At 59.2% G+C, this 24,592-nt stretch carries 16 protein-coding genes; all 16 read right to left on the reverse strand.

Translation table 11 applies throughout. The features are described 5' to 3' along the window. Positions 1-5: 5 nt before the first annotated feature. The 16 genes from AC5PZ0_RS26690 to ihfB all read right to left on the reverse strand — a co-directional run bounded on the left by AC5PZ0_RS26690 (position 6) and on the right by ihfB (position 24,213). On the reverse strand, positions 6-7,508 hold the full coding sequence (locus AC5PZ0_RS26690; RefSeq protein ID WP_493856073.1) for an SDR family NAD(P)-dependent oxidoreductase: 7,503 nt from the start codon (positions 7,506-7,508) through the stop codon (positions 6-8). Positions 7,509-7,878: 370 nt separating this feature from the next. Then, on the reverse strand, positions 7,879-9,867 hold the full coding sequence (locus tag AC5PZ0_RS26695; protein ID WP_493856074.1) for a polysaccharide biosynthesis protein: 1,989 nt from the start codon (positions 9,865-9,867) through the stop codon (positions 7,879-7,881). 27 nt (positions 9,868-9,894) lie between these two features. After that, positions 9,895-10,908 (reverse strand): MraY family glycosyltransferase, encoded by a 1,014-nt coding sequence (locus tag AC5PZ0_RS26700; protein WP_412764231.1) that lies wholly within the window; start codon positions 10,906-10,908, stop codon positions 9,895-9,897. Next, positions 10,905-11,894, reverse strand: coding sequence for a UDP-glucose 4-epimerase family protein (locus AC5PZ0_RS26705; protein WP_454242357.1), 990 nt, complete (start codon positions 11,892-11,894; stop codon positions 10,905-10,907). Before AC5PZ0_RS26705 ends, AC5PZ0_RS26700 begins: the two co-directional genes overlap by 4 nt. After that, a complete protein-coding gene (locus tag AC5PZ0_RS26710) occupies positions 11,891-13,051 on the reverse strand; it encodes a glycosyltransferase family 4 protein (protein ID WP_493856075.1) in 1,161 nt (386 codons plus the stop codon). The genes AC5PZ0_RS26705 and AC5PZ0_RS26710 overlap by 4 nt, the downstream gene beginning before the upstream one ends. 81 nt (positions 13,052-13,132) lie before the next feature. After that, the gene (locus tag AC5PZ0_RS26715; protein ID WP_454242358.1) at positions 13,133-14,080 is read right to left on the reverse strand and encodes an NAD-dependent epimerase/dehydratase family protein; all 948 of its coding nucleotides are present in this window, start codon (positions 14,078-14,080) and stop codon (positions 13,133-13,135) included. Between the two features lie 36 nt (positions 14,081-14,116). Then, positions 14,117-15,169 (reverse strand): EpsG family protein, encoded by a 1,053-nt coding sequence (locus tag AC5PZ0_RS26720; RefSeq protein ID WP_265968859.1) that lies wholly within the window; start codon positions 15,167-15,169, stop codon positions 14,117-14,119. Then, positions 15,166-15,972, reverse strand: a complete 807-nt coding sequence (locus AC5PZ0_RS26725; RefSeq protein WP_265968861.1) for a glycosyltransferase family 2 protein — start codon at positions 15,970-15,972, stop codon at positions 15,166-15,168. Before AC5PZ0_RS26725 ends, AC5PZ0_RS26720 begins: the two co-directional genes overlap by 4 nt. Before the next feature lie 60 nt (positions 15,973-16,032). After that, positions 16,033-17,046 (reverse strand): polysaccharide biosynthesis protein, encoded by a 1,014-nt coding sequence (locus tag AC5PZ0_RS26730; RefSeq protein ID WP_186682309.1) that lies wholly within the window; start codon positions 17,044-17,046, stop codon positions 16,033-16,035. Positions 17,047-17,065: 19 nt separating this feature from the next. Further along, a complete protein-coding gene (locus AC5PZ0_RS26735; protein ID WP_238215156.1) occupies positions 17,066-17,923 on the reverse strand; it encodes a dTDP-4-dehydrorhamnose reductase family protein in 858 nt (285 codons plus the stop codon). 38 nt (positions 17,924-17,961) lie between these two features. Continuing rightward, the gene (locus tag AC5PZ0_RS26740; RefSeq protein WP_454242359.1) at positions 17,962-19,446 is read right to left on the reverse strand and encodes an oligosaccharide flippase family protein; all 1,485 of its coding nucleotides are present in this window, start codon (positions 19,444-19,446) and stop codon (positions 17,962-17,964) included. 13 nt (positions 19,447-19,459) lie between these two features. Then, complete coding sequence (locus tag AC5PZ0_RS26745) at positions 19,460-20,677, reverse strand: glycosyltransferase family 2 protein (RefSeq protein WP_493856076.1); 1,218 nt, start codon at positions 20,675-20,677, stop codon at positions 19,460-19,462. 116 nt (positions 20,678-20,793) lie between these two features. Beyond that, positions 20,794-21,843, reverse strand: coding sequence for an LPS O-antigen chain length determinant protein WzzB (locus tag AC5PZ0_RS26750; protein ID WP_238215159.1), 1,050 nt, complete (start codon positions 21,841-21,843; stop codon positions 20,794-20,796). 248 nt (positions 21,844-22,091) lie between these two features. Then, entirely contained in the window at positions 22,092-23,531 is a 1,440-nt protein-coding gene (locus tag AC5PZ0_RS26755; RefSeq protein WP_493856077.1) for an MBL fold metallo-hydrolase RNA specificity domain-containing protein, read from the reverse strand. 103 nt (positions 23,532-23,634) lie between these two features. Next, entirely contained in the window at positions 23,635-23,898 is a 264-nt protein-coding gene (locus AC5PZ0_RS26760) for a lipopolysaccharide assembly protein LapA domain-containing protein (protein WP_027595953.1), read from the reverse strand. A gap of 18 nt (positions 23,899-23,916) precedes the next feature. Then, the gene (ihfB, locus tag AC5PZ0_RS26765; RefSeq protein ID WP_003252675.1) at positions 23,917-24,213 is read right to left on the reverse strand and encodes an integration host factor subunit beta; all 297 of its coding nucleotides are present in this window, start codon (positions 24,211-24,213) and stop codon (positions 23,917-23,919) included. Positions 24,214-24,592 lie beyond the last annotated feature (379 nt).

A 24,592-nucleotide genomic window follows, 5' to 3' on the forward strand; every position in this document is an offset into this window, starting at 1 on the left:
AGCTCTTAGTCAATCAATCGGTTAGGTGCCACACTGGTCTCGGCCAGTTCTGCATTCAGTTCAGCCACTTGTTCGGCGCTGAGTTCGCTGCCATGACGGGCGAGCACGTTTTGCGCCAGCTGGTCTTCGCCAGTGCCGGCTTCACCGCGCAACAGCTCAAGCAAGCGCACGCTGAGCTTATCGATGCTGGAACTGTCACTGAGTTCCATGACCGGCAGGCGAATGCCGAAGCGCTCTTCCAAGGCCACCACCAGCTCGACACTCATCAGCGAGTCCAGCCCCAGTTCCTGCAGCGGGCGCTGTGCATCCAGGCGCGCGGGCGGCAGGCGCAGAATCTCGCACACCTCGTGCTTGAGCATCTCGGCAAAGCGCTCGAGCAATTCGGCATCGTCAAGCTCGGCCAGCATGCGCTGGATGTCTTCACCGCCGTTGTCGTCTTCCTGGTCACCGCCGTGGGCACGGGCCAGTTCGCTGAAGCGTGGCGAGGTGGCCGTCGGCAGGAAGCGCGACAGGGCTTTGAAGTCCAGCTCGAGCACGCCTTGGCCGTTGTCACCGCTCAGCAGCATGGCTTCGAGCTGGGCCAGGGCCGCCTCGGCGCGCAGGGCAGCACCACCCATGCGGCTTTGCAGGGCATCCTTGATCTGGCTGTTGCGGGCCAGGAAGCCGACGTCGTCAATCGCGCCCCACAGCACTGCGGTGGCCGCCAGCCCTTGGGCACGACGGTGGCGCGCCAAGGCTTCGAGCCAGTGGTTGGCGGCGACGTAGTTAGCCTGGCCGGGGTTGCCGAACAGGGTGGTGGCCGACGAGAACATCACGAAGAAGTCCAGCGGCAACGCTTGGGTCAGTTCATGCAGGTACTGCGCGCCCTTGGCCTTGGGCTCAAGCACGCGACGCAGCTGGTCGCCATCGAGGTTGCGGATCAGGCTGTCGTCGATCACTGTCGCCGCATGCACCAGGCCTCGCAGCGGCCATGGGCTGGCTGCGATGCGCTCGAACACCGCGCGCAGCTGGCCGGCATCCGTGATATCGCAAGCCACTGCCTGCACATCGATACCTTGAGCCTGCCACAGCGCCAGCTGCGGCTGGGCCTCGGCACTGGCCGGGCCACGACGGCCCAGCAGCACCAGGTGGCGGGCGCCCTTGTCGATCAACCATTGCGCCGTGCGCAGGCCGAAGCCACCCAGGCCACCGGTGACCAGGTAACTGGCATCGGCTGCCAATTGCACGTTACGCAGCGGTTGTTCGCGGGTGTCGACCGTGCGTTCGATCGGGTTGGCGTAGGTGATCACGACCTTGCCGATCTGCCGCGCCTGCTGCATGTAGCGGTAGGCTTCGACCACCTGGTTGGCGTCGAACTCGCGGAATGGCAGCGGGTGCAGGATGCCTTGGGCAAACAGCGCCATCATTTCGGCGAACAGGCGACGGGTCAGTTGCGGGCGTTCGCTCATCAGCTGGTCGGCGTCGATGCCGAAGTAGCTGATGTTGTTGCGGAACGGGCGCAAGCCGATACGGGTGTTCTGGTAGAAGTCGCGCTTGCCCAGTTCGAGGAAACGGCCAAACGGCTTCAGCACACGCAGGTTGCGGTTGATCGCCTCGCCCGCCAGCGAGTTGAGCACCACATCGACGCCACGCCCGCCGGTTGCGGCCAGTACCTGGTCGGCATAGGCCAGCGAACGCGAGTCGTAGACGTTGTCCACGCCCAGCAGGCGCAGGAAGTCGCGCTTCTCGTCGCTGCCGGCGGTGGCGTGGATCTCGGCACCCAGCCACTTGGCGATCTGGATCGCGGCGATGCCCACGCCGCCAGCCGCGCCATGGATCAGCACTTTCTCGCCCGGCTCTACGCGTGCCAGGTGGTGCAGCGCGTAGTACACGGTGAAGAAGGTGCTCGGAATGGTCGCTGCCGCTTCGAACGACATCCCCTCTGGGATGCGTGCCACGGCGTTGGCGTTGGTCACCAGGCGGTTGGCGAAGCTGCACGGGCCAAAGCCCACCACGCGGTCGCCCGGGGCGAAGTCGCCAAGCACGTCAGCGCCCTTGCCTTGCACCACACCGGCAAACTCGAAGCCCAGGGTTGGGCCAGAGAAGCCGTTCTCGATCGCCTCATCAGACAGCAGGCCGAGGGCGAACATCACGTCGCGGAAGTTCAGGCCGGTGGCCCGTACGGCGATGTCCAGCTCGTCCGCCGCCGGTTGGCGCGGCTCGCGCAGCTCCCAACGCAGGTTACGAAGCTGGCCAGGCAGGTCGAAGCCCAGGCACACCCACTGCGCTGCGCTGTCGGCGCTGGCGGGCTGGTCTGCCAATACACGCAGGCGCGGCACATAGCGGCGGCCTTCGGCGTCCAGCGCCAACTCGGTTTCGCTGTCGGCGTGCAGCAACGAGGGCAGCACGTGGTCGATCGGTGCCGCGTGGGCCAGGTCCAGCAGGCGAATGCGGCAGTTGACCGATTCGTTGGCCAGGGTGCGGCCAAAGCCCCAGAACGCCGCGTCAGCGATGGCCGCGACGTCGGCGGCGGTGTCGGTGCCGTACAGGTGTTCGGCAGCGCCACGGGTCAGCAGCCAGCATTGCGGCGCCAGCGCCAGGGCCTCGCAGGCCTGCACCAGTGCGGCTGCCTGCAGGCAGCGCTCAGCCTGGTTGTCCAGGCCGGCAGCGCTGTCGAAGCCTGCCAGGTGCAGCACATGCGCTGGCGCCTGGTCCAACGCGCTGAGCTGGGCAGCCAGCGCCTGCGCATCGCCAGGCAGCAGCAGGCTGACGAGCTGGCCTTGGGCACGCAGTTGTGCGGCCAAGCACTCGGCAGCGCCCTGCCCGGCTTCGGCAAGCAACGCCCAGTGTTGCACAGGCACCTCTGCCGAGGCATGCACAGCGCCCGCAGGCTTGTCGGCCAGCAGCACGTAGCTACCGCACGCGCTGCCAGGCAAGGCATCGACGGTGTGCAGCGGGCCAAGGCCGTGGCGTTGCAGTTCATGGCTCCAGAAGGCCGGGGCCTGCTGACGCGAAAGCGCGTGCTGCGGGCCAGCCAGCCACCAGTCAGGCTCGCCACCGAAGACGAAATCAGCCCAACGCGCCGGGTATTGCCCCAGCAGCGCCAGTTGGCCATGGGGGTTAAGCTGCGCGCTGGCCTGGCGCAAGGCATCGCCCACTGCGCCAAGTGCGGCGAGGTCGGTCGGCACCAGTGCCCAGTCAAAGCGGCCGGCGTCGGCCAATTGCTCCAGGCTCAGCACGCTCAGCGCAGGGCAATCGTCATGCAGGCGTTGCTGCAGCTCGGGCTCCGCCACAGCGTAGACATAATCGATGCGGTCGAAGTCGAGCCCTGCGTACAGCAGCTCGGCAAACGATGCGCCGCCAAAGCCGATTTCCAGCACACGCAGGCGCTGCCCGGCCGGCAATTGCTCAAGGCGCAAGGCCAAGGTTTGGCTGATACCGGTGAGGAGGCGCTGCTGGCCGGCCGCACCGAGCACCAGGCGCGCCAGGCTGCTGCCGCTGGTTTCGCGCGGCAACAGGCTTTCGAGCGTTTGCTCGCCCGTCAGTAAGGTCGGCAGGTGACGGCCAATACGCCCCACCGAATGAATGATCTGGAAGTACTCGGGGTAGCTCTGGAACAGTTCCTGCCAGATGGCCTCCGACAACGGGCGCTCTTCGCTGTCGACCAACTGCCAGCTGCCATCGGCGTTGCGCAGCACATTGCCGTCCTGCTCGGCGTGGCGCAGCAGGGTCGCCAGGTAATCGCCCTGGCCCTGGGACCACAGCGCGACCTGTTCGGCGCTCAGCTGGCCACCGGCCTGCTCGACCAGGTCGAGCACAAAGCTGGCACACAGCACATCCAGCAGCGGTTCGACTTCATTGAGGTAACGCAACTGCGCCGGCTCGTCGGCCAGGCTGTGCAGCGCGTCGGCCACCGGCGTACCGGACACGGCGTGGCGTTGCACGGCAACGGCATTGCCCGGTGCGGCCAGGCCGACGTGGCCGAGGCGCTTGATATCGCCACTGCGGTCGTACTGCAGGCGCACGGCGCGCATGCGCGCATCCTTGATCGCCAGCACGGCAGCGCCGCTGGCATCAAACAGGGTGAAATCGACCAACAGCGAATGCGCGGTGCGCTTGCGCTGGCGTACTTCGGCCAGCACCGGCACAGCACCTGCCGTGCTGAAGGCGATACGCCCCAGCTTGACGGGGATGAAGGCCAGCCCGTTGTTGCGGCCCGGGCTGCTGGCCAGCAGTTCGGTAATCAGCTGGAAGGCACCGTCCAGCAGCGCCGGGTGCAGGTGCAGCGCGTCCAGTTCGTGCTCGATGGCGGCAGGTACGGCCAGTTGCGCCAGCACCCGCTCTTCTTCGACCCAAGCCGCGGCGACGGTCTGGTAGGCCGGGCCGTAGTTCAAGCCGACCGCACAGGTCAGTGCCAGGTGCTGCTCGCCGCTGAAGTCCGCCGGGCGCTGTGGCAGCGCCGGCGCATGGGTGTCCAGCATGACGCCACGGGCTTCGCCCGGCAGGCGCGCGACCACGTGCTGCACCCAGTCTTCATGCTGCGCCAGGTTGCGCGAAATGATGCGCAGCGTGCCGTCGGCCTCTTCGATGTGCACGCGGACTTTTTTGCTGCCCTCGCTGCTCAGCAGCAGCGGGTTGTGGATTTCCAGCTCTTCGATGTCAACGAACTCACCCGGCTGGTGCAACTGCGCCGCCGCCAGGGCCAACTCGGTGAAACCAGCACCGGGGAACAGCACCGACTCGCCCACTTTGTGGTCAGCCAGGGTCGGGAACAGTTGCGTGTCCAGGCGGTTTTCCCAGGTCAGCGGCTGGTCGACGACGGGGTAACCCAGCAACGGGTGCACGCGCTTGCGGTTCAAGGGGCTGTGCGACTCGGCACTCACCGGCAAGCTGAAGTGATCACGCTGCCAGGCATAGTTCGGCAGGCGTACCTGGCGCCCGGCAACCGGGAAGCGCGTTGCCCACTGCGGCTCGACGCCGGCAATCAGCAGGCGGGCCACGGTGCGTTCCAGCAGCAGTGGGCTGTGGTCGTTGCGCTTGAGCGTGCCGACCACCTGGCCAGGCTGCTCGCACTGGTTCAGCACATCGGTGACATAGCTGCGCAGAATCGCGTGCGGGCCGATCTCGACGAACAGGTTATGGCCGTTGCGCACCAGCGCGTCCAAGGCGCCCTGGAACAGCACCGGGAAGCGGATGTTCTGCCACCAGTAGTGGTTGCCCAGGCGCTCGCCATCCAGCTCGCCGCCGACCACCGTGGAGTAGAACGGGATCTGCGTGGCGCGCGGGCGGATGTGCGCCAGGTCGTCGATGACGGCCTGTTCAATCGGGTTCATTGCTGGCGAGTGGAAGGCGTAGTCCAGGTCCAGGCGGCGGGCGAACACCTGGCGCTCGGCAAGGGTTTCTTCCAGCAGCGTCAGGGCGTCGACCTCACCTGCCAGGGTGGCGCCACGGGCACTGTTTTCACCGGCGACGACCAGGCGGCCGTCCAGCTTCAGTTCAGTGATCAGCTCGCCAGCGGCTTCACCCGACAGGCCCACGGCGGTCATCTGCCCGGTACCGCGGGTCAGCCCTTGCAGGCGGCTGCGGTGGAAGATCACTTGGGTGGCGTCTTCCAGGCTCAGGGCACCACTGGCCCAGGCCGCGGCCACTTCGCCGACGCTATGGCCGATCACCGCGACAGGGTGGATGCCTTCGGCGGCCAGCACGCGGGTCACCGCCACTTGCAAGGCAAACAGCGCCGGCTGGGCGATTTCGGTGCGGGCATAACGGCCTTCGCCGTTGTCACCCAGCAGCTCGGCGCGCAACGAATAGCCCGCCAGCGGTTGGAACAACGCATCCACTTCATCCACCGCAGCAGCAAACAGCGGTTGACCGAGCATCGCCCGGCCCATGCCTTGCCACTGCGAGCCGTTACCGGAGTAGACGAACACCGGCGCCGAGGCGGCTTCCAGTGCCTGGCCGGCTTCGAGCACCGCGCTCAGTTCACTGAGGGTTGGGTCCTGGGCATAGTCGTCCAGGGCCTGGGCGGCTTCGGCGGCATTGTCGCTGACCAGCAGCAGGCGATGGCTGTGCGCGTCCCGGCGGTACATGGCCTGGTAGGCCACGTCGTAATAATCCAGCTCTGGGTGGGCGGCCAGGTACGCGGCAAAGCGCTCGGCGGTGGCGCGCAGGCCTTGTTCGGTCTTGCCGCTGAGCAGCAGCGGTACGCGTCGCGCCTCGGCAGCTTTAGCCGGCGCAGCCTGCGGCTCGGGGCTCTGCAGGATGACGTGCGCGTTAGCACCGCCAAAGCCGAACGAGTTAACGCCGACCGTCAGTTGGCCTTCAGGCTTGAGCGGCAGCGGCTCGGTGACCACCTGCAGGTTCAGGTCGCCAAACGCGATATTCGGGTTAAGCGCCTTGACCCCGATGGTGGCCGGCACGGTGCGTTCGGTCAGGCAGTTGAGCGCCTTCATCAGGCCCGCCACACCGGACGCGGCCTCCAGGTGGCCAAGGTTGCTCTTGACCGAGCCAATCGGCAACGGGTTGCCATTGCCACGCGCCTGGGCCAGTGCTTCGCCGATGGCACGGGTTTCGATCGGGTCACCGACCGAGGTACCGGTACCATGGGCTTCCAGGTAATCGAGCTGGTCGGGGCTGATGCCCGCCTTGGCGTAGGTCTGCTTGAGCAACGCAGCCTGGGCTTCGGCGTTAGGCAGGGTCAGGCTGGACTTGCGCCCGTCGGTGTTCACCGCACTGGCCGCAACCACGGCCAAAATCGTGTTGCCATCGGCCACGGCCTGGTCGTAGTCCTTGAGCAGGAACAACCCACCGCCTTCCGAACGCGCATAGCCATCGCCATTCTCATCGAACGACTGGCAGCGCCCGGTGCGCGACAGCATGGTCGCCTTGGCAAAGATCATGAAGCCGAACGGGTGCATGTGCAGGCTGATGCCGCCGGTCAGCGCCTGGTCGACATCACCGCTGAGGATGGCCTGGCACGCCTGGTGGAAGGCCACCAGCGAAGAGGAACAGGCGGTGTCGATGGCCATGCTCGGCCCACGCAGGTCGTAGAAGAACGACAGGCGGTTGGCGGCAATGCTCATGGTGTTGCCGGTGGCGGTTGCACCATCAATCGACGCCAGGTCTTCGACCAGCCGGTAGGACTGCTCGACACCGGCGATGCCCAGGTACACGCCACAGTTGCTGCCGCGCAGGCTCGACGGCTTGACCCCGGCGTTTTCGAAGGTTTCCCAGCACATTTCCAGCAGCATGCGCTGCTGGGGGTCCATCATCCCCGCTTCACGCGGCGAAATATTGAAGAACCCCGCGTCGAACGCGCTGATGTCGCCCAAAGTGCCCGCGGCGAAGGTGTAGCTGGTCGCAGGGTTGGCCTTGTCCGGGTGCAGAAACTCAGATTTCTCCCACCGAGAAGGGTCGACCTGGGTGACCAGGTCGCGCCCCTCCATCAGGTTTTGCCAGAAGCTGGCATTGGAAGATCCAGGGAAGCGGTACGAACAGCCAACGATTGCAACCTTTCTACGCTTAATCAAAACCTATTCCTTCAAATCTCATCGGGCACCGTCCCATCCGTCGGACAGCCGGCATGCCTGGCCTGGCCATGAATCTGGCAGGTCGTTTTATGACACTGATGATCGTCTGGTTATCTGAAGCTGCTATGCACGCTGGGAACGCAAGACTTTTGGTCTGAAGCAGGCGTGGGGATATTCAGATTTGTGTGTGGGGATGATACGCGGGTTGGGGGGGTGGGGAAAACCCTGGGGTGCTGCGGGGTTCACATTAACGCTGGGCGGTTGTGCTGCCCCGCTCTAATGAGGGCCATTGCGGCCCTCATGGCTGGCACTGCTTAACGTGTAGAACTGGCCGCTGCTATAAGGAGCGGCCTTGTGTCACAGAGGATGCTTACCGATCCAAGCGCCGCTGCTGATAAATCCAGTCAACGATTTCCCCTTCCGGGGCATAGCCGATAACGGTCTCACGCAGCAACTGACGCACGCGAACAAAATCATCTGCAGCTGCTGCGCCCAGCAACTGGCTCAGCGCGTCCTTGAGCTCTTCCCAGGTCAGGAAATCTTCACTGGCACTCATGATCATTGGATGGCGGGTCGCTATCACGTTGTCACCGATCAACAGCTCTTCGTAAAGCTTCTCGCCCGGCCGCAACCCGGTGAACTCGATAGCGATGTCACCCATGGGGTTGCGTTCGGAGCGGACGCTGAAACCGGACAGGTGGATCATCTTCTCGGCCAACTCGACAATCCGCACCGGCTCGCCCATGTCGAGCACGAACACGTCCCCGCCCTTGCCCATCGAGCCCGCCTGGATCACCAACTGCGCGGCTTCGGGAATGGTCATGAAGTAGCGGGTGATTTTCGGATGGGTAACGGTCAGCGGGCCGCCGGCCTTGATCTGCTTATGGAACAGCGGGATTACCGAGCCCGATGAGCCCAGCACGTTGCCGAAACGGACCATGGTGAAGCGGGTTTTGTTGACCTGCGAAACATTGCCCCCATCGCCAAACAGCACGGGCGCCAACTCGCGGCTCAAGGCCTGCAGGGTCATCTCGGCAAGGCGCTTGGTACTGCCCATCACGTTGGTCGGGCGTACCGCCTTGTCGGTCGAAATCAGCACAAAGTTGGCGACCCCTGCCTGCAATGCTGCTTGCGCGGTGTGCAAGGTACCAATGACGTTGTTAAGCAGGCCTTCGCTGATATTGTGCTCGACCATCGGCACATGCTTGTAGGCCGCAGCATGGTAAACCGTATCGACCCGCCAGGTTTTCATGATGTCGAGCATCTGCGCCTGGTTACGTACCGAACCCAGGATCGGCAGCAGGCAAACAGACAGCGACTCACGGGCAATGCGCTGTTCCAGTTCAGAAAGAATGCTGTAGAGGTTGAATTCGCTGTGATCGAACAGCAGCAGCGTTTTCGGGGACTGGGAAAGAATTTGCCTGCACAGCTCGGAGCCGATCGAGCCACCGGCACCGGTGACCAACACGGTTTGTTCAGCGATGCAACGTTCAAGCAGGTCGCTTTGTGCGGGCACCGGGTCACGGCCCAACAGGTCGGCAATGTCCACTTCCTGAATATCATCCACCTTGACCTTGCCGCTCGCCAGGTCGATGAAGCTGGGCACACTGCGCACATGCAGCGGGAAGTCTTCGAGGAAGTTAAGGATCTCCCGACGGCGGGTGCGGGTCGATGACGGCAGTGCCAGCAGGATTTCCTGGGCGCCGGTATCGTCGATCAACTGCTGCAGTTGCTCTGGGCGATACACTTGCAAACCCGCGATCACACGGTCGGTAATGCTCGGGTCATCGTCGATGAATGCCACCGGCCGCATGGCTTTGTCCATGCGCAGCGCCGTTGCCAATTGGTTACCGGCGGCGCCGGCCCCGTAGATTGCCACCCGTGGCAAGCCATCGTCTCGTTGAGCGAACGGTACGTGCTGGACGGCGGCAGCAAACCAGTCACCCAGGAAGTACTGGCGCATGGCGAGCCGCAGGCCACCGACCATGATCAGGCTCAACCACCAGTAGTTGAAGGTGATGGAACGCGGCACTACGTTCTGATGGTTGCTGGACCAATAGATGATGAAGCCGAGGATCAGCGCAGACAGCGTGACCGCCTTGATGATCGCGATCAGTGCGTCGTTACCAAAATAACGCATCACCGCGCGATACAGCCCGAAGCGAATGAAAAGCGGGATCGACACTACCGGCGCACACAGGAACAGCCACATGTGGTCGACGATCGGATTGGCCAGGTCGTCGATGCCAAGACGAACGACAAAGGCAAGCCACAAGGCGAGCCAGATCATCACTACGTCGGTAGAGAGCTGCAGCAGCCGCTTCTGGCGCCGCGTTAGCTGTAAAAGCCAGCTGCGCATCTTATCGTATCCTTGAACCATAGCTAGTCAGGCCTCTTTCAATCCGGCATTGAACCTTAACGCCAAACACACCAAGGGAATATAGGCCAGCACAAGACCGGCTATACCGTCGAGGTGGGCGGAGCCCACCAACAACGCGATGGGCAACAGCCACCCTATATTGATCAGCAGCACAGCGAGGGTCACGGTACGGTGGCTCCCATAATGCCTTGAAGCATACTGGTAAGCATGGCTGCGATGGGCTTCATGGACTTTGTCACCGCGCAACAGACGGCGGATCAACGTCCACGTGGCATCAACGATGAATACCCCTAGCAGTATCATCCAGCTCCAGAAAAACGCAGGCGAAATCCACGCTGCCTGGAGCGCGAACAGGCCCAGCATGATCCCCAGGAAGCCACTACCGGCATCCCCCATGAAAATCTTCGCAGGCGGGAAGTTCCAGACCAGAAAGCCCGCCACTGCCATCAGCATCAACCCTGACAGCCACAGTTGCGATATGTGCCCCCCCAGCAAACAAAGCAGGCCTCCCCCCAGGCATGCGGTAACCGCCTGCACACTCGCCAGCCCGTCGATCCCATCCATGAAGTTGTACAGGTTCAACAACCACACAAGGTAAACGGCCGCCAGCAAGTGGCCTATCACCCCTAAATCAACAACCACGCCGAAAAACTCGAGCGGTGGCGCACCGTTGAGCCAGAAAAGCCCCCAGGCAGCGGCCGCAAAATGCCCGAGCAACCGCCATCCAGCAGGGACGTGCCCGTGGTCATCCAGAAACCCGACAAGGGCAGCAATCAGGCCGGCACCGAACAGGCCCACAGCAACAGCCCAGTCGATCGCATCCACATAGCCCAGCCATGCCAGCGCAATGAGAAAACTGACTACGATCGCCACACCGCCGCCGCGGGGCGTGGGTATCGTGTGCGAACTACGGGCATTGGGCACATCGATCATGCTCGTCGCCAGTGCGTAACGACGCAGTGCTGCAGTCAATACAAGCGACACAATCACAGTCAGGGGTAAAAGTAACCAAAGGCTCATCTAGGTTCCTGCTCACGGTAAGCTTTAACAGTGCGCTTCAACTCTTCGGCAACCGATGATCGAGGCGTCCAGCCCAGCACGCGGCTGTTTTTTTCAATGTCGACTCTCAACGAGCCGCACAGCCGGTCCACAACGGCCCGCTTACCCAGCAGTTCAGCGAAGCCGCGGAGTAACGTGACGGGGAACGGCAGCAGACGAGAGGGTTTCCCAAGTGCCTGCGCAACGTTGCGCAACAACTTGGGGGTAGAAAGATCCTCGCCATCTGAAATCAGGAACACCTGGTTCGCTGCACCCGGATGGTCGATGCAATGGATCAGGAAGTTGGTCAGGTTTTCCAGGCCGACCAAACTCCTGCGGTTATCAACCAAGGCCAACGGAAGCGGCACGCCCCGATCGACCCACTGGATCATCTTCAGGAAGTTGGCCTTTACACCCGGCCCATAAATCAGCGGTGGCCGGACGATGACGACGTCCATCGCCGAACGTTGAGCCAGCTCCATGAGCCCTTTTTCAGCCTCCCATTTCGAAAGGCCGTAGGGGTCGGTTGGGCCGCAGTCGTCTTCGGCAGTGAAGGCTTTTCCGTCCGTACCCTCGCCGTTGACCTTGATCGAGCTGAGATAAATGAAGCGTCGAACGCCTGAGCGAGCGGCCTCACGCGCCAGCTTCAACGTGCCTTCCACGTTGACCTCGCGGAATGCAGCCAGCGGATCTGCGGTAGTTTCGTTCATGACATGAACGCGCGCCGCGCAATGCACGACCGCATTCACCCCAGCCAACGCCGACGACCAGTCGGTCTCACTGTTGATAGCTGGGGTAACAACGGTATTTCCCTGGCTCTTCTGCGCAGAGGCGCTGGAGCGAAACTGCGCGACGACCTCAAAGTCATTGCTTGCCAGCAATCGCGTCACCAGCGCACGCCCAACAAAACCGCTAGCGCCCGTAACGAGGACGCGCTGAGAAGAAGATAACGGCTGACTGCCACTCATGAGCTGAATCCTTCGTACTTTTCAATCAACAAGGCTGAGCACCGTGCTGAATCAAAATCCCTTATAGCCCGCTCCCTGGCGTGCATGGCCATTTCCTTCAGACGCTCAGGCTCAGCCAAAAGCGATCGAATCGCCTCGGCCAAGGCGTCGGCATTCTGCACGGGGACCAATAACCCTGTCTCACCGTCCACAATGGCATCGGTCAAACCGTAGATGGCGGTGCCTACCGTCGGCACGCCCATCGCCGCCGCCTCTATCACCACGGTGCCAAAACCTTCTCGATAACTCGGCAAGCACAACAGATCGGCGATCGCCATGTACTGCTCAGGCGCAGCTTGCAAGCCCAGCACTTTCACCCGCTCAACACATGCAGGCGTCAAATGAGACTCGACCACGGCGCGGCCGTCCGCTTCATAGGGCCCAACCAGCACCAGATAAAGCTCCGGGTAGTGCGCTTGCAGCTTCAAAAAAGCCTGCATCAATTCACCGACGCCTTTCTCCGGCGTCACCCTGCCAACGAACAGCAAGACTTTAGCGTCCGCTGGAATACCCAACTGTTGACGCATTGCGTCGTTGGCAGACGTCGAAAACCGTGCGGCGTCAAAACGACGAATATCAACGCCGGCGAGTGACCCGGAACCGATCACTGAAATTCTCGAAGCAGCGACAACCCCTTCCCTTACCAGGAAGTCGCGCTGGCTGACGCTGTCGGTGAAGGTATGTGAATTGAGCCTGGCGATGAGCATATCGCAGAGCTTGAGCAGCTTCTTCTTGGCCCCACTCATGGTCACCCAAGGCTGCCCGGTAAAGGTGTGCAGGCGTACCTTGACCCCAGCAATCTTCGCGGCTATTGCCGTAAGCAACCCAGCTTTGGGCGTGGTGGAATGCACGATGTCATAACGCTGTTTGCGGAACAAGACGACCAGCCGTATCAGGCTGACCAAGTCTTTGAAAGGGCTGATTTCACGAGCGATCTCGACCGGAATGAAACGTATGTCCTCACGGGCTTGAAGCGCCCCTACCAGCTCGTCGTTGCTGGCAATCACGTGCACTAGCGCGCCCGCTTCACCCAGGGCTTGCAGTTGCGCACTGAGCTGGGTCACTACAAAAAACGGAACCGTTGAGATTCGCGCCACCCTTAGGCCTTTGATCGACATCGCTTGAGGTTCCAATTTGCATGTTCATTATTTTCTATCGCCTGATGGGCCCTCTGGGCTGGCCACTGGCGCACCGCTATTTTATTTCAACACTTCGCTGATATGCGCTGGGACGCTGTAACGCGGTACAAAATTCAGTTCGTCGCGTATTTTGCCTATCGGGTAAGCGGTTTTATTGACCAACGCATCAACTCGCCCCTGTGTCAGAGGCAAACGCGTGACGTTGCCAGCCACCCACACGGCAAGCCTCACCACCCCCTCCGGCACCCTCAAACGCGGCGATGACACCCCCTGGGCAGCGGCCAGGGCGTTGACCACCTCGCTGAACGGGCAATCATTCGACAGGTTGTAGAGTTGCCGTGAGGCACGCGGATCTACGGCGCAGCGCACGAGGGCCGCAGCAACATCGTCGGCATGAATGTACGTGGCAATCGCCTCTTTGTAGCCGACGTAAAAAAACAATTTCTTGCGAATCATCGCACCCAGCTGCCGGATCGAAGCGTTCGGCATATCGTCTGCAAAAACGTTGGAGGGCCGAAGAATAGCCCAATCAGCGAAATCGCCCTGCAGCGCAGGGTGAGACATGATCAATTCATCAGCCTGGGTCTTGGTGACTTCATAGGTCCCCTGCGGGTTGGCTGGCGTCTGCTCGGTGACGATACGTTCACGGCCAGCCGCCGGGCCATATGCCCCGACGCTACTCAACTGCACCCAGCGCAAGCGTCCTGTGCGGCTGCGTGCACGGCCCACGGCACTGAGTAAACGCTCGACCGCGTCAACATGCAGCGCAGGCATCAGTTGTTCATTTCTGATCTCGCCCGCGCAGTTGATGACGACATCGCAGCCGCTGAGCACGTCATCCACATTCAACTGCGGGTCAGTCAGGTCCCCGGCGAATACCTCTAGCTGCGTGGCATCAAAAAGCGCTGGCTTGCGGGTCAGAACACGAATCGAGAGCGCCTGCTCCTTAAGAAGACGTACCAACCGCGACCCAATAAAGCCGTTTGCGCCCAACACTAAAATCTTCAATTACGCCCCCCCGTTTTCCACCTGTGCGCCCGCAGCCTAGACACCACCAAGCAAGTCCAAAAAATGATAAGGCAGGAATGGGCTAGGCCCCTGCCCCGACTCTTGCAAATAGTTCCTGTAACTGGCCACTACCGAGATAAGCCCAACCAGCGAAAGCCCCAACTTTATCGCCCAGTCGAAATCAAGCTCGTTGTCGTTATAAATAACCATGACCGCCAATGGCAGTGAAAACGACAGCAAATCAAGGAAGCGCAAACCCGCGTAGCTTACGGTCGCCAAGCCAAACGAAGCCGCCGTCAACAGGACCGCCAGAACCAACAATTTAAACTTGTCCGGTCGCGGCATACGTGAGGCGATTACCGCCAACAGCATCACCGCAATCAGCACGACCTTGCTCAACCCAGAAAACCTCCCGGGCGACGCGACCTGCTGATAAGCGTTCAGCTTCATCAAGAAGTAGTCGTTATTCAAGAGCACGACCAACAACGCACAGACGACGAAAACGGCGAACCCCAGCATGCTGGCCCAGCGTGTCCAGCGCATACGCAGTGCCAACAAAAAACCCAGATTGAAAAGGGACGAGTAATGAAACGCCAAGGCAACTATCGATAACGCTGCGCGTTGTGAATAACGGTACCGACGAATGTACTGAAACACCAACAGAAGTACGGCGCTGGCCAAGCCTAAGCGCAAGGTATTCATGCTGTACTGATAGATAAATGACGGCAGGAAAAACGACAACAGGAAGAAGCGTTCATTTCTATTCGAGTGCAACAGAAAATAGAAAAGCACGCCAAATAACACAAGCGCGAACAGCCTGACCGCCCCTACTGCAGAACCCGTGACCGTCTTGAAAAGCCAGCCGGACACCATGAACAGAGGCTCTACACCGCCGCTGAACGCCGCAGGGTCCACGGACTCCAGCAAGAATTCGTAGGTGTTTGTGTCCGTACCCACCGCACCTCGGAAAATAGCCAATATCGCCACGAAAGCGATCACCACCGCAGCAGGGATACGGCTTCGGTTTCTGACCACCTCCGAAACCATAAGCCCGAGCAGCATGATCCCCCAGCCGACGATATAAATCATAGAGTCCTTCGAACCGATGAGTTGATGACGCGACGAACAAACTTCCCGAGTGACCATGAAACGGCGAGCAAGCACGCAGGAAGGCCTATGTACCTGCGCTTGAGCAGCGACAGGTGCACCGCCAACTCGCCTCTCTCCATACGCCAGAGTTGACCACTCAGGCCTGAGTCGCCGTACACGGGCTTGAAGGTGTTGACGAGTGGGTAATCCACGTTAAAGCATGCCCCACCGCCGAAACAGATATCACACCACAACTGGTAATCTTCGCAGTAACGCATGCCCTGCTTGAATCTATACTTCACGTCTTGCCGAATCATGACAGAAGAGGTGGAAAAGCGATTGGACAGCAGCAGCTGACGCCCCGTCACGGGGATGAAACGTACATCGTCAATCGACGGCTCGCTGCGCTGACCTGCCGCAAAGTGCTGGCCAAGCAAGTCGACCTCGGGATGCTGCTCAAGCCACTGGTATTGCAGCTCGGTTTTCTTGATATGCCAGCTGTCATCAGAATCAAGAAACGCCACGTACTTCCCAGTGGCTTCTGCCCAGCCAGCATTCCGCGCATTGCCTGGGCCGCCATTTTTCTTCAGCGCAATGACCTTTACCCAGCCCGGCGGGTACCTCTTCGCTTCGGCGTGCAGCTGTTCAAGCGTGTCATCTGGGCTGCAGTCGTCAACCAGGATAACCTCAGCAGGCCTCAGTGTTTGAGCAAACACAGACTCAACCGCGCGCGCTATCGAACCCTTGCAGCGATAACAAGGGATAACAACACTGACACTGACGACAGCACTGAGCTCGGCCAAACGACTTCTCCAACACACCGACAAATAATAAAGCACCAACAACCGGGCACACGACGTTGATCAGGCTTTCAGCTCTTGCTGTATATAGTCCAGCTTGAGCAAGGTCTCCTTGATCTCTTCGATCGACAACAACACGGTATTGTGTGAGGTGTAGTCATCGAGATGGGAAACTTCTTCCTCGCCATTGGAGGAATATTTTTCGTAGTTGAGATCTCGGTTATCAGCAGGCACCCGATAATAACGGCCCATGTCTTCGGCCTTGGCCATTTCTTCACGCGATATCAGCGACTCGTAGAGCTTCTCGCCATGCCGCGTGCCGATGACCTTGATCTCATTCTTAAGCTTGAACAGTTGTTGCAAGGCGGTCGCCAGGTCACCCACCGTTGAAGCAGGCGCCTTCTGCACAAAAATATCCCCTTGCTGGGAATGCTCGAATGCGTGCAGCACCAAATCGACGGAGTCCTCAAGCGACATGAGGAAACGCGTCATGTTGGGGTCGGTAATAGTAAGCGGCTGGCCACTTTTCAGCTGGTTGACAAACAAGGGGATGACCGAGCCCCTGGACGCCATCACGTTGCCATAGCGGGTAGCGCAAATGACAGTTTGTGAACTCGCAGGAATCATACGGGACTTGGCAATGACCAGTTTTTCCGCCAACGCCTTGGAGATGCCCATCGCGTTGATCGGGTACACCGCTTTGTCGGTGCTCAATACCACCACGCGCTTGACCTTGCACTCGACTGCCGCGTTGAGCACATTCTCAGTACCCATCACGTTGGTCTTCACCGCTTCCATCGGGAAGAACTCGCAAGACGGCACCTGCTTGAGCGCTGCAGCATGGAAGATGTAATCCACGCCGACCATCGCTTGCAACAGGCTGGAATAATCACGCACATCGCCAATGTAGAACTTGACCTTGTCATTACCCAAGGCAATGCGCATGTCTTCCTGCTTTTTCTCGTCCCGACTGAAGATTCGAATTTCTTTCACATCGGTATCGAGAAACCGCTTAAGCACTGTATTGCCGAACGACCCAGTACCACCCGTAATCATCAATACTTTATTTTTAAACATTTCCAAACCCTGAAATATCTTATTTAAAGTCGCGCATCTTAACGATCAGATCAGCCCAGCTCGGGGGCAGGTAACCTGTCGCCTGACGAAACCGGCTCGAGTCAAGCGAGCGATCAATAGCAACCGCGTCATCCGCCACGATATCGATCGTCTTACCGTATTTCTCAGCGACCAACTTCAACAATGAGTATTTATCAATCGCCTCCGCCGAAACATGGTAGAGGCCATTCAGCGCTGCATTGGGCAGCACGTAGTCCGCAATGACCCGCGCCATTTCAACCGTTGGCAGGCCTGAAAATATTGCCTTCTGGTAACCCTTGACACTGCCGGACTGAGAAAGGAACCAGTCAACCAGTGACTTGCTCCCTGACAGCTCGTGACCAATGATCGAGGTTCGCAACGTGATCGCGTTCGCTGAATCATGTACTTCACCGATGTACTTCGACTTGCCGTACAGGTCTTCAGCATCAGAAACATCAGCCTCTACGTACTGCCCCTGGGTGCCGGCATAAACACAATCGGTACTAATATGAACCAGCCGCGCACCAATCAGTTGCGCGAGCTTCTGCAGACGGTGAGGCAGCAGCGCATTGATCGGCAATACCGCGAGCGGGTCATTTGCAGTTGAAAGTTGCTTTATCAGCCCAGTGCAATTGATAACGACATCCGGCCGATACTGCATAAAGAATTCAAGCAAGTCGTCTTGGCTAAGCACATCAAGCCCTACCACCAAACGTTCACGTTCACTGGCAGAAAAATACTTGAGCGACGCGGAACTACGTACCGTGCCCCATACTGTGTAGCGCTGATCAGACACCAAGTACCTGAACACCGCATTACCCAGCATCCCGGAAGCACCCAGCACAACTATCTTCATTATAATTCTCCGTAATCAAGACAGACTATACGCTCATGTCACCTGAGTCCAGCCAACTGCTTGCGAAAGATAAATGCCCCCAATGCAGCCAGCAACGCCGAAGCCAGGCATGCACCCACCACGCCCGCCACCGCGCCAGACAACCATTGGAAACAAAGGAAGAATAAGCCATTCGCCATCACGGCAGTCACCAACGCAGCGTATAGACACGCGCGATAAGCAGGCAGCAACCAAGGAAATCGGCGACACGTAAAATATACCGTACAGCCAAACGAAAAGGCGTTGTAAAGCAGCCAATTGTAAGCACCGCCAACAGCCCCAAAGCTTGCCACCAGCGCTGGCAGGGCGAACAAGATAATCGGCACCGCAACCAGGTTCAAGCGGAACGCAAGCGACGTCCACCCCGCAGCCATCTGCAGCGAGAAAGGAACGATCAACAAGGACTGCAGTGCTGTGCCCACCAGCAGCCAAGGCACTACCGTGTCGATACCCTCTGCCAAAAACGGCTCGAACATCATGTGCAAGGCCGCGCCGGCATACCAGAATACCGCACTGCACATAATGGTCATGATCAGCGCAAACAGTACCAGTGCAGCTCGAAATACTTTTTCGATACGCGCCAGTTCACCAACACGCAGGTCCCGCGAGAACCGTGGGAACAACACCGTATTAAAAGCTGTCGAAAAAATATAAGGAAAACCTGCAATCGTGCTGGCAAGGCTGTAGTACGCATAGTCTTGCAGGCCGAGCGCACCGCTCATGAACAACTTGTCATATTGCACGGTTATCACCGAAGTCAAGGAGATCAGAAACACCCCTCGACTAAATGCCAAGCCGCTAAGAACGTATTTTTTGTGAACCCTACCCGCCCCCAGCAAGTCACGACGGTACAGCACATACATCAATGTCGCGACATACATCAACTGGATGAAAACCTGGAGTGTAAAATAACCCGTCACACCACCGAATGCGGGAACACTATGAACCAACCCTAATACGCCGAGGGTACGCATCAACGAGTAGACGATGTACACTTTGTTCAGCGGGTATTGCAGTTCATTGCCTACAAATACGCCCTGTAGCAACATCACTGGCAAATTAAGGCCAATGAATATTGCCATGCAGTAAAGGGCGTACAGTGCTTGATCCTGGCTGATATCAGTGAGCTTCAGCCAATGGCTCACGAGTGCCGGCGACGCCAGCGATATCGCGCACGCCGCAATCAAGCCCACTGCAGAAAAGACCAACAGGTAGGTATTCACCAGCGCCCTGACAGAGCGCATTGAACGGTCAGCGCTCGCAACGCCTCTGATCCTGGCCAAACGCTGGATGACGTTACTGGTCAGCCCGCCCTCCAGCACCATCAGCACCATCAGCAGTGTAGTAAAAAACCCGACCAGGCCTACCGCTTCTGCGCCGAGCACATAAGCGGCCAGCGGCAATGAAATGACACTTGCCAATGCATAGATGAGCTTTCCGGAAAAACTGGCCAGCAGCAGTGACGAGAGATTAGCTATCTTCATTGCCTCCCACCAATCACTCTGTCACGCTGCGCGTTCTCGTCGATGAAGTGCAGATGCCCGCCCCCGCCAACCTTGCTTCCAGCTTACTGTCCAGGGCCTGCCGTGCGAGGTACACATCTTCTACCACGCCAACCACTTCGCGCCCGTTACTGGCATTAGGCTTCATCACCCTTTTCAGGCGGGAGAAGGTATATTTTGTGAGCACGGATACAAACTCAGAAACCAGCCGGACCATGCCCACCTGGCCATTGCCACCTGCCTGAGCCGCCCGACGCGCTGCAAAAATTTCTTTTGCGTAGTCTCGGTGATAAAAAAGGCACAAGGCATAAAGGCGCGCCAAGTTGAACTGCGACTGCCGCTTCTCATCTTTCATACCTTCCAGCGTTGCCCAGGCAGCGTGGGCCCAAACAGTTTCAACACTGAAGAACATGGGCAACTCAGCAGGCCACTGCAAGTCCGTGAAGGGCTTCATATGAGGGTCATCTTTCAAGTTGCCCTTGTGCTTGCCCATGGCGCTACGCCCGCTGTTACTTCCACCACCACCGCCTGGCATGGTGAAGGGGAAATCGAGCAAGCAATAAGTTTTGCCGATCATCGCAAGCGACACGGACGCTGACATGTCGGGGCTAGTCCCGAAGAAAATCTTTCCACTGCGGCGACGCAGTTCATCCAGCAAGCTACGCCTTACCAGGCCATGGTAAAGCTTCGGCAGCGCATCGGTGCCCTGGCATGCCTCATGGAGTGCTTTGTCTAACTGCTTGCTAGCCTGCAACGTCTCGGCACCCCGCCCAAACGTTTCCAGGTAAATGCGCCCTGCATGCGCAGCACCGTAAAACTTGGTGCGAAAGTCTGGCCAGTAATAGAAGGCTTTAACCTGCGGCGTCAGCATGTCGACGTTTTCAGCCTTTGCGTATTCGGCCGCCTCGAGAATCCGTTGCGAAACAGTATCATCATCACCAATCAGGCAGACGTACTCGCCCTCTGCCAACTGCATGGCCCGCTCATGGTTCTCGGTCATGGAAAGACGGCTTTTCCAATGGACGTAAACCAATCTCGAGTCCGCCTGATCAGCCGCCCAGGCAGCCAACTGGCAATCATCGTTACTGGTATCGTGCACCACGACCTGAAGCCGCTCGGACTTTATTTCGAGCAAGCTCTTCACACAGGGAATCGCGTACTTCGAACGGTTATGAGTTGGCACTACAATGGAAACTAGATATTGCTCACTCATCCTCAACCACTGCCTTATGTCTTTTGAGTTTTCGGCACTATTAGCCGACGCTTCACAGGCCAGCAGTGTTCGACAGTTTACTCATTGCCGCACACCACCAGCACCTCTGCTGACCACTAATTCTGGCGCGCTTGCCTGAACCGCCACGCCTCACGAATGAGCGCGATGAATGTGCCGATGAACAAGCCAACCAACACGCCGAGCCCCACAATCAAAGCCTTGCGAGGCTTGACTGGAGCTTCAGGTGGCTCCACTACGCCATCCTGCCGATAAACTTCAAACTGATCAGGCGTCAGCGTTACCGAACGATAGAACGACACCTTTTGTTCTCGCTCACGCAAGTTACTCACGAACGGGTCATCAGACACGCGCGCCTGCAAATTCTTGATTTCCGACTCCAGCGCTTTGCTTCCGCGCATGTACATCAGCGAGCCATTCATCCCCGCAGAGACTTCCGCTGACAACCCGGTGGTAATGATCGGCGGCTTTTCAAGACCGATGGAGCGCGCAGTGTGCAACGCCTCCGTCAACTGGATAATCCGGTCCTCACGCTCACGCGAGGCATTGGCACGCGCGGCATCGATAGCTCGCTGTAGGTTGTCGGCTTCTACCTTGAACTCGGCAGTGACCTTTTTTATCAGTTCACTTTTGGTTCGCTCACCCGCCATCTCCGCATACTTCACAACCCAATCAGCCGCCTGATGGGGATCCTCGGCACGTGCAGAAACAGAAGAACGGCCCTCCTCCTCATTAGCATTGAGCACCTGTAGCTGCCCATAGAATTTGGCGTAAAGACCAGCCGAACCTGCACCAAGGCCCTCACCAAGACTGGGTAGGTAAACTTGCTCGAAAAACGCTTGCCGCAACGAATCTGACTGCAGATTGCGCCGGTAGATCTGGCCAACCTCCCGCTCACGAATGGGAGCGAGCAAATCATCCCCCCCCACACGTCCGACATTCAACTGACTGATATCACTGCTCAGTGGCGGCTGCAGAAGAACCTTGGCCTCATACACCGGCGTCGCCAGCATTGCGTAGACAACTGCCAGTGCCGCAACCAACACAGTGACCACCAGCACCAGCAAGCGTTGCCGCCAAAGCCCCTCGGTCAAATCGAAAATATCATACTCACGCGCTTCACCGAGGCGCTCACGATCATTGCGCATTTCTTTTAGTTATCCTTGAATCCGACGATCTGCACGATTCCCTGGCAAACCAGGGAAAGCCACTTTCAGCAACCCACCCAAATCGGTGGATCAAGACATAGCTCAGCGGCGATGTGTCACCCAGCCGCCCGCATTCGAGCCTGCCCCACTATGAATCAGAGTACAGCATTCGCTCTAATTCGACCGAGGAAAGCACAATCTATCAGTTTCTTGGCACAGCGGATAACACGCAGATCATCTTGCCGCTTTCAGGGAATACTCACCTCCACTTCATGCTTGGCTCCCTGTGGGCGACTGAGCAGTGCTCGGCTCAAGGCCGCCTTTGCAGCTGGCTCCCCATGCACCAAAACCACCTTGGCTGGCGGCGTGGCGCCGCTCATGGCAAATTCGAGCAGGCCATGCTGATCCGCATGCCCCGAATACCCACTCAACGTCATCACCTTCGCCCGAATCTCATAAGCCTCTCCATCCAGATCAATCTGCACAAACCCTTCCGCGCCCTCACTGGCCTGGATCACTGCCCCCGGCGTGCCCCTGCCCTGATACCCGACGAACAGCACCTCATGCCTCGGATCCCCAAGCATGGCCTTGAGGTAGTTGACGATCCGCCCACCCGAGCACATGCCGTTGCCTGCAATGACAATCGCCGGGCGCCCGGTGCTTTTGAGGTAATTCACCACCTGCTGATGCCTGGCATGGGTATCCACACTGATCAGCTGACCAAAGCCCAGCGGGTCACGCCCCTCAGCCAACCGCGCGCGGGCTTCTTCATTCCAGTATTCATGCAGGTCGCGGTAAACGCTGGTGATGCGTTGAGCCAAGGGCGAATCAAGAATGATGGGTAATTGTGACCAATCAAGCGGACTATCACCCGGCGCTTGACCCGCGCTCAACAGGGCCTTGCGATGAAGGATGTCTTCGAGCTCGTACAACAATTCCTGGGTACGCCCCAGGCTGAAGGCCGGGATGAGGATCGTGCCGTTATCGGCCAATGCCCGATCGATGAGTGCTTCCAGTTTTTCTCGACGGTCGTCGGTACTGGGGTGCAGGCGATCACCATAGGTGCTTTCGAGCACCAGCACGTCAGCGCGCTCTGGGGGCTGCACGGGCCGCAGCAAGGGATTGGTGGAGGGCCCTAGGTCGCCGGAGAACACGTAGCGGGTGTTGACCTCCCCGCGCGCCACGTCACACTCGACATAGGCTGAACCCAATAGGTGCCCGGCGCGCTGCAAGCGAATGCGGCAGCCAAGACCAGGACGATCGATGAGAGCATGCCATTGCTCGAAAGGCAGCGGGACGATCAGTTCATCGAGCATCGCGAGATAGCGCTTCACGTGCTGCGGTTCACGGCTGATGCTCAGCCTGTAGGCATCCTCCAGCACCAGTGGAAGCAGCTTGGCAGAGGGTTCGCTGCACAGGATGGGGCCTCGGTGCCCCGCCGCCAGCAGCGCGGGGATGCGGCCGACATGGTCGAGATGCACGTGCGTGACGATCAGCGCCTGAACACTGCTCACCTCGAAGCTCGCACCAAAACCCAGGGACGCGGGCACCGCGCCAGGCGATGCATCATCACCTTGCTCCAGGCCGCAATCGACCAGCAGGCTGGTAGCGGGGTCAAGGTGAAGCTGGTGGCAAGAGCCAGTTACGCCTCGGGTGGCGCCGTGATGAGAAAGAACGGGGAAATCCATGCTGCTGCACACTCGCCTGGGCCGAAAATGAAGTGTGCTATTACTTCATGACAGCCGATGCGGGCATAGGTGAGACTTTCCTCAATAGAAGTAGGAAACCGCCTCAATTACCGCTTAATGCCGCTTGGCGGGCAGAAGCGCGAATCTTGCGCTTGCTGCGCTGCACGCCGTAGGCGCCGAGCAGTGGGCCGATAGCCAACCCGATGACCAGCGCGGCCAGTACCAGTACCGCAACCGGCACCTCAGGGGCAGACCAACCAAACAGGACCAGCGAGACCGCCTGCTGGTTCTCGAGTACGAAGAACAGCACCACAGCCGCCAACAGCAGCACGAACAACGCCGCCAGGGCGCGCTTGAGGTTACGCATCAGACTGCTCCTTTTTTATCAGGCCTCGGCCTCATCTTCTTCATTGACCCGGTCACGCAATTCCTTGCCCGGTTTGAAGTGCGGCACGAACTTGCCTTCCAAGCTGACCGACTGGCCAGTCTTGGGGTTACGACCGACGCGGGGTGCGCGATAGTGCAGCGAGAAGCTGCCAAAACCGCGAATCTCGATGCGATCGCCCGTCGCCAGGCACTGCGACATCTGCTCAAGCATGGTCTTGATGGCCAACTCCACATCTTTCGAGGAGAGCAGCCCCTGATGGGTGACAATACGTTCGATCAGCTCCGACTTCGTCATATTTTTCCCTTCGTTATCAAGCAGCTAGATCATTGCTTAACCAGTTTGTAGCACGCTGGGAGGGATTTGAACAGGGCGGTTCTTGACTTAATAAAAAAATTCAAGATTGAAGTGAAAAGAAATTTGTCGCGGATTGGCTGGGATGCGCGTGGTTGAAGGGGTACGTCGTGAGTTTTGGGGTGACGCGTAGATCGAGCGCCGCCCGCGCGGCGCATCGCGAGCAACGCTCGCTCCTACGTTTGTTTCGGGCCAATTATTCCTGGGACAAACGCGCGCGACCGCCTTGGTGCACGACTCGATATCGCGTCGAACAAACAAGGCGATCGCGCGCGTCTGTTACAGGCGTGACTGGCCGAAAACAAACGTAGGAGCGAGCGTT

The organism is Pseudomonas sp. 5.2 (assembly GCF_059025405.1).

Coding starts and splice junctions, on each gene's coding strand:
- AC5PZ0_RS26720 (WP_265968859.1), bottom strand. CDS start 15,169: ATGATTTATATCGTCGGCTGGGGGATCATGCTGCTCGGGCTTATGGTT.
- AC5PZ0_RS26700 (WP_412764231.1), bottom strand. CDS start 10,908: ATGAGCCTTTGGTTACTTTTACCCCTGACTGTGATTGTGTCGCTTGTA.
- AC5PZ0_RS26735 (WP_238215156.1), bottom strand. CDS start 17,923: ATGAAGATAGTTGTGCTGGGTGCTTCCGGGATGCTGGGTAATGCGGTG.
- AC5PZ0_RS26695 (WP_493856074.1), bottom strand. CDS start 9,867: ATGCGCAGCTGGCTTTTACAGCTAACGCGGCGCCAGAAGCGGCTGCTG.
- AC5PZ0_RS26730 (WP_186682309.1), bottom strand. CDS start 17,046: ATGTTTAAAAATAAAGTATTGATGATTACGGGTGGTACTGGGTCGTTC.
- AC5PZ0_RS26705 (WP_454242357.1), bottom strand. CDS start 11,894: ATGAGTGGCAGTCAGCCGTTATCTTCTTCTCAGCGCGTCCTCGTTACG.
- AC5PZ0_RS26740 (WP_454242359.1), bottom strand. CDS start 19,446: ATGAAGATAGCTAATCTCTCGTCACTGCTGCTGGCCAGTTTTTCCGGA.
- AC5PZ0_RS26745 (WP_493856076.1), bottom strand. CDS start 20,677: ATGAGTGAGCAATATCTAGTTTCCATTGTAGTGCCAACTCATAACCGT.
- ihfB (WP_003252675.1), bottom strand. CDS start 24,213: ATGACGAAGTCGGAGCTGATCGAACGTATTGTCACCCATCAGGGGCTG.
- AC5PZ0_RS26750 (WP_238215159.1), bottom strand. CDS start 21,843: ATGCGCAATGATCGTGAGCGCCTCGGTGAAGCGCGTGAGTATGATATT.
- AC5PZ0_RS26755 (WP_493856077.1), bottom strand. CDS start 23,531: ATGGATTTCCCCGTTCTTTCTCATCACGGCGCCACCCGAGGCGTAACT.
- AC5PZ0_RS26760 (WP_027595953.1), bottom strand. CDS start 23,898: ATGCGTAACCTCAAGCGCGCCCTGGCGGCGTTGTTCGTGCTGCTGTTG.
- AC5PZ0_RS26710 (WP_493856075.1), bottom strand. CDS start 13,051: ATGTCGATCAAAGGCCTAAGGGTGGCGCGAATCTCAACGGTTCCGTTT.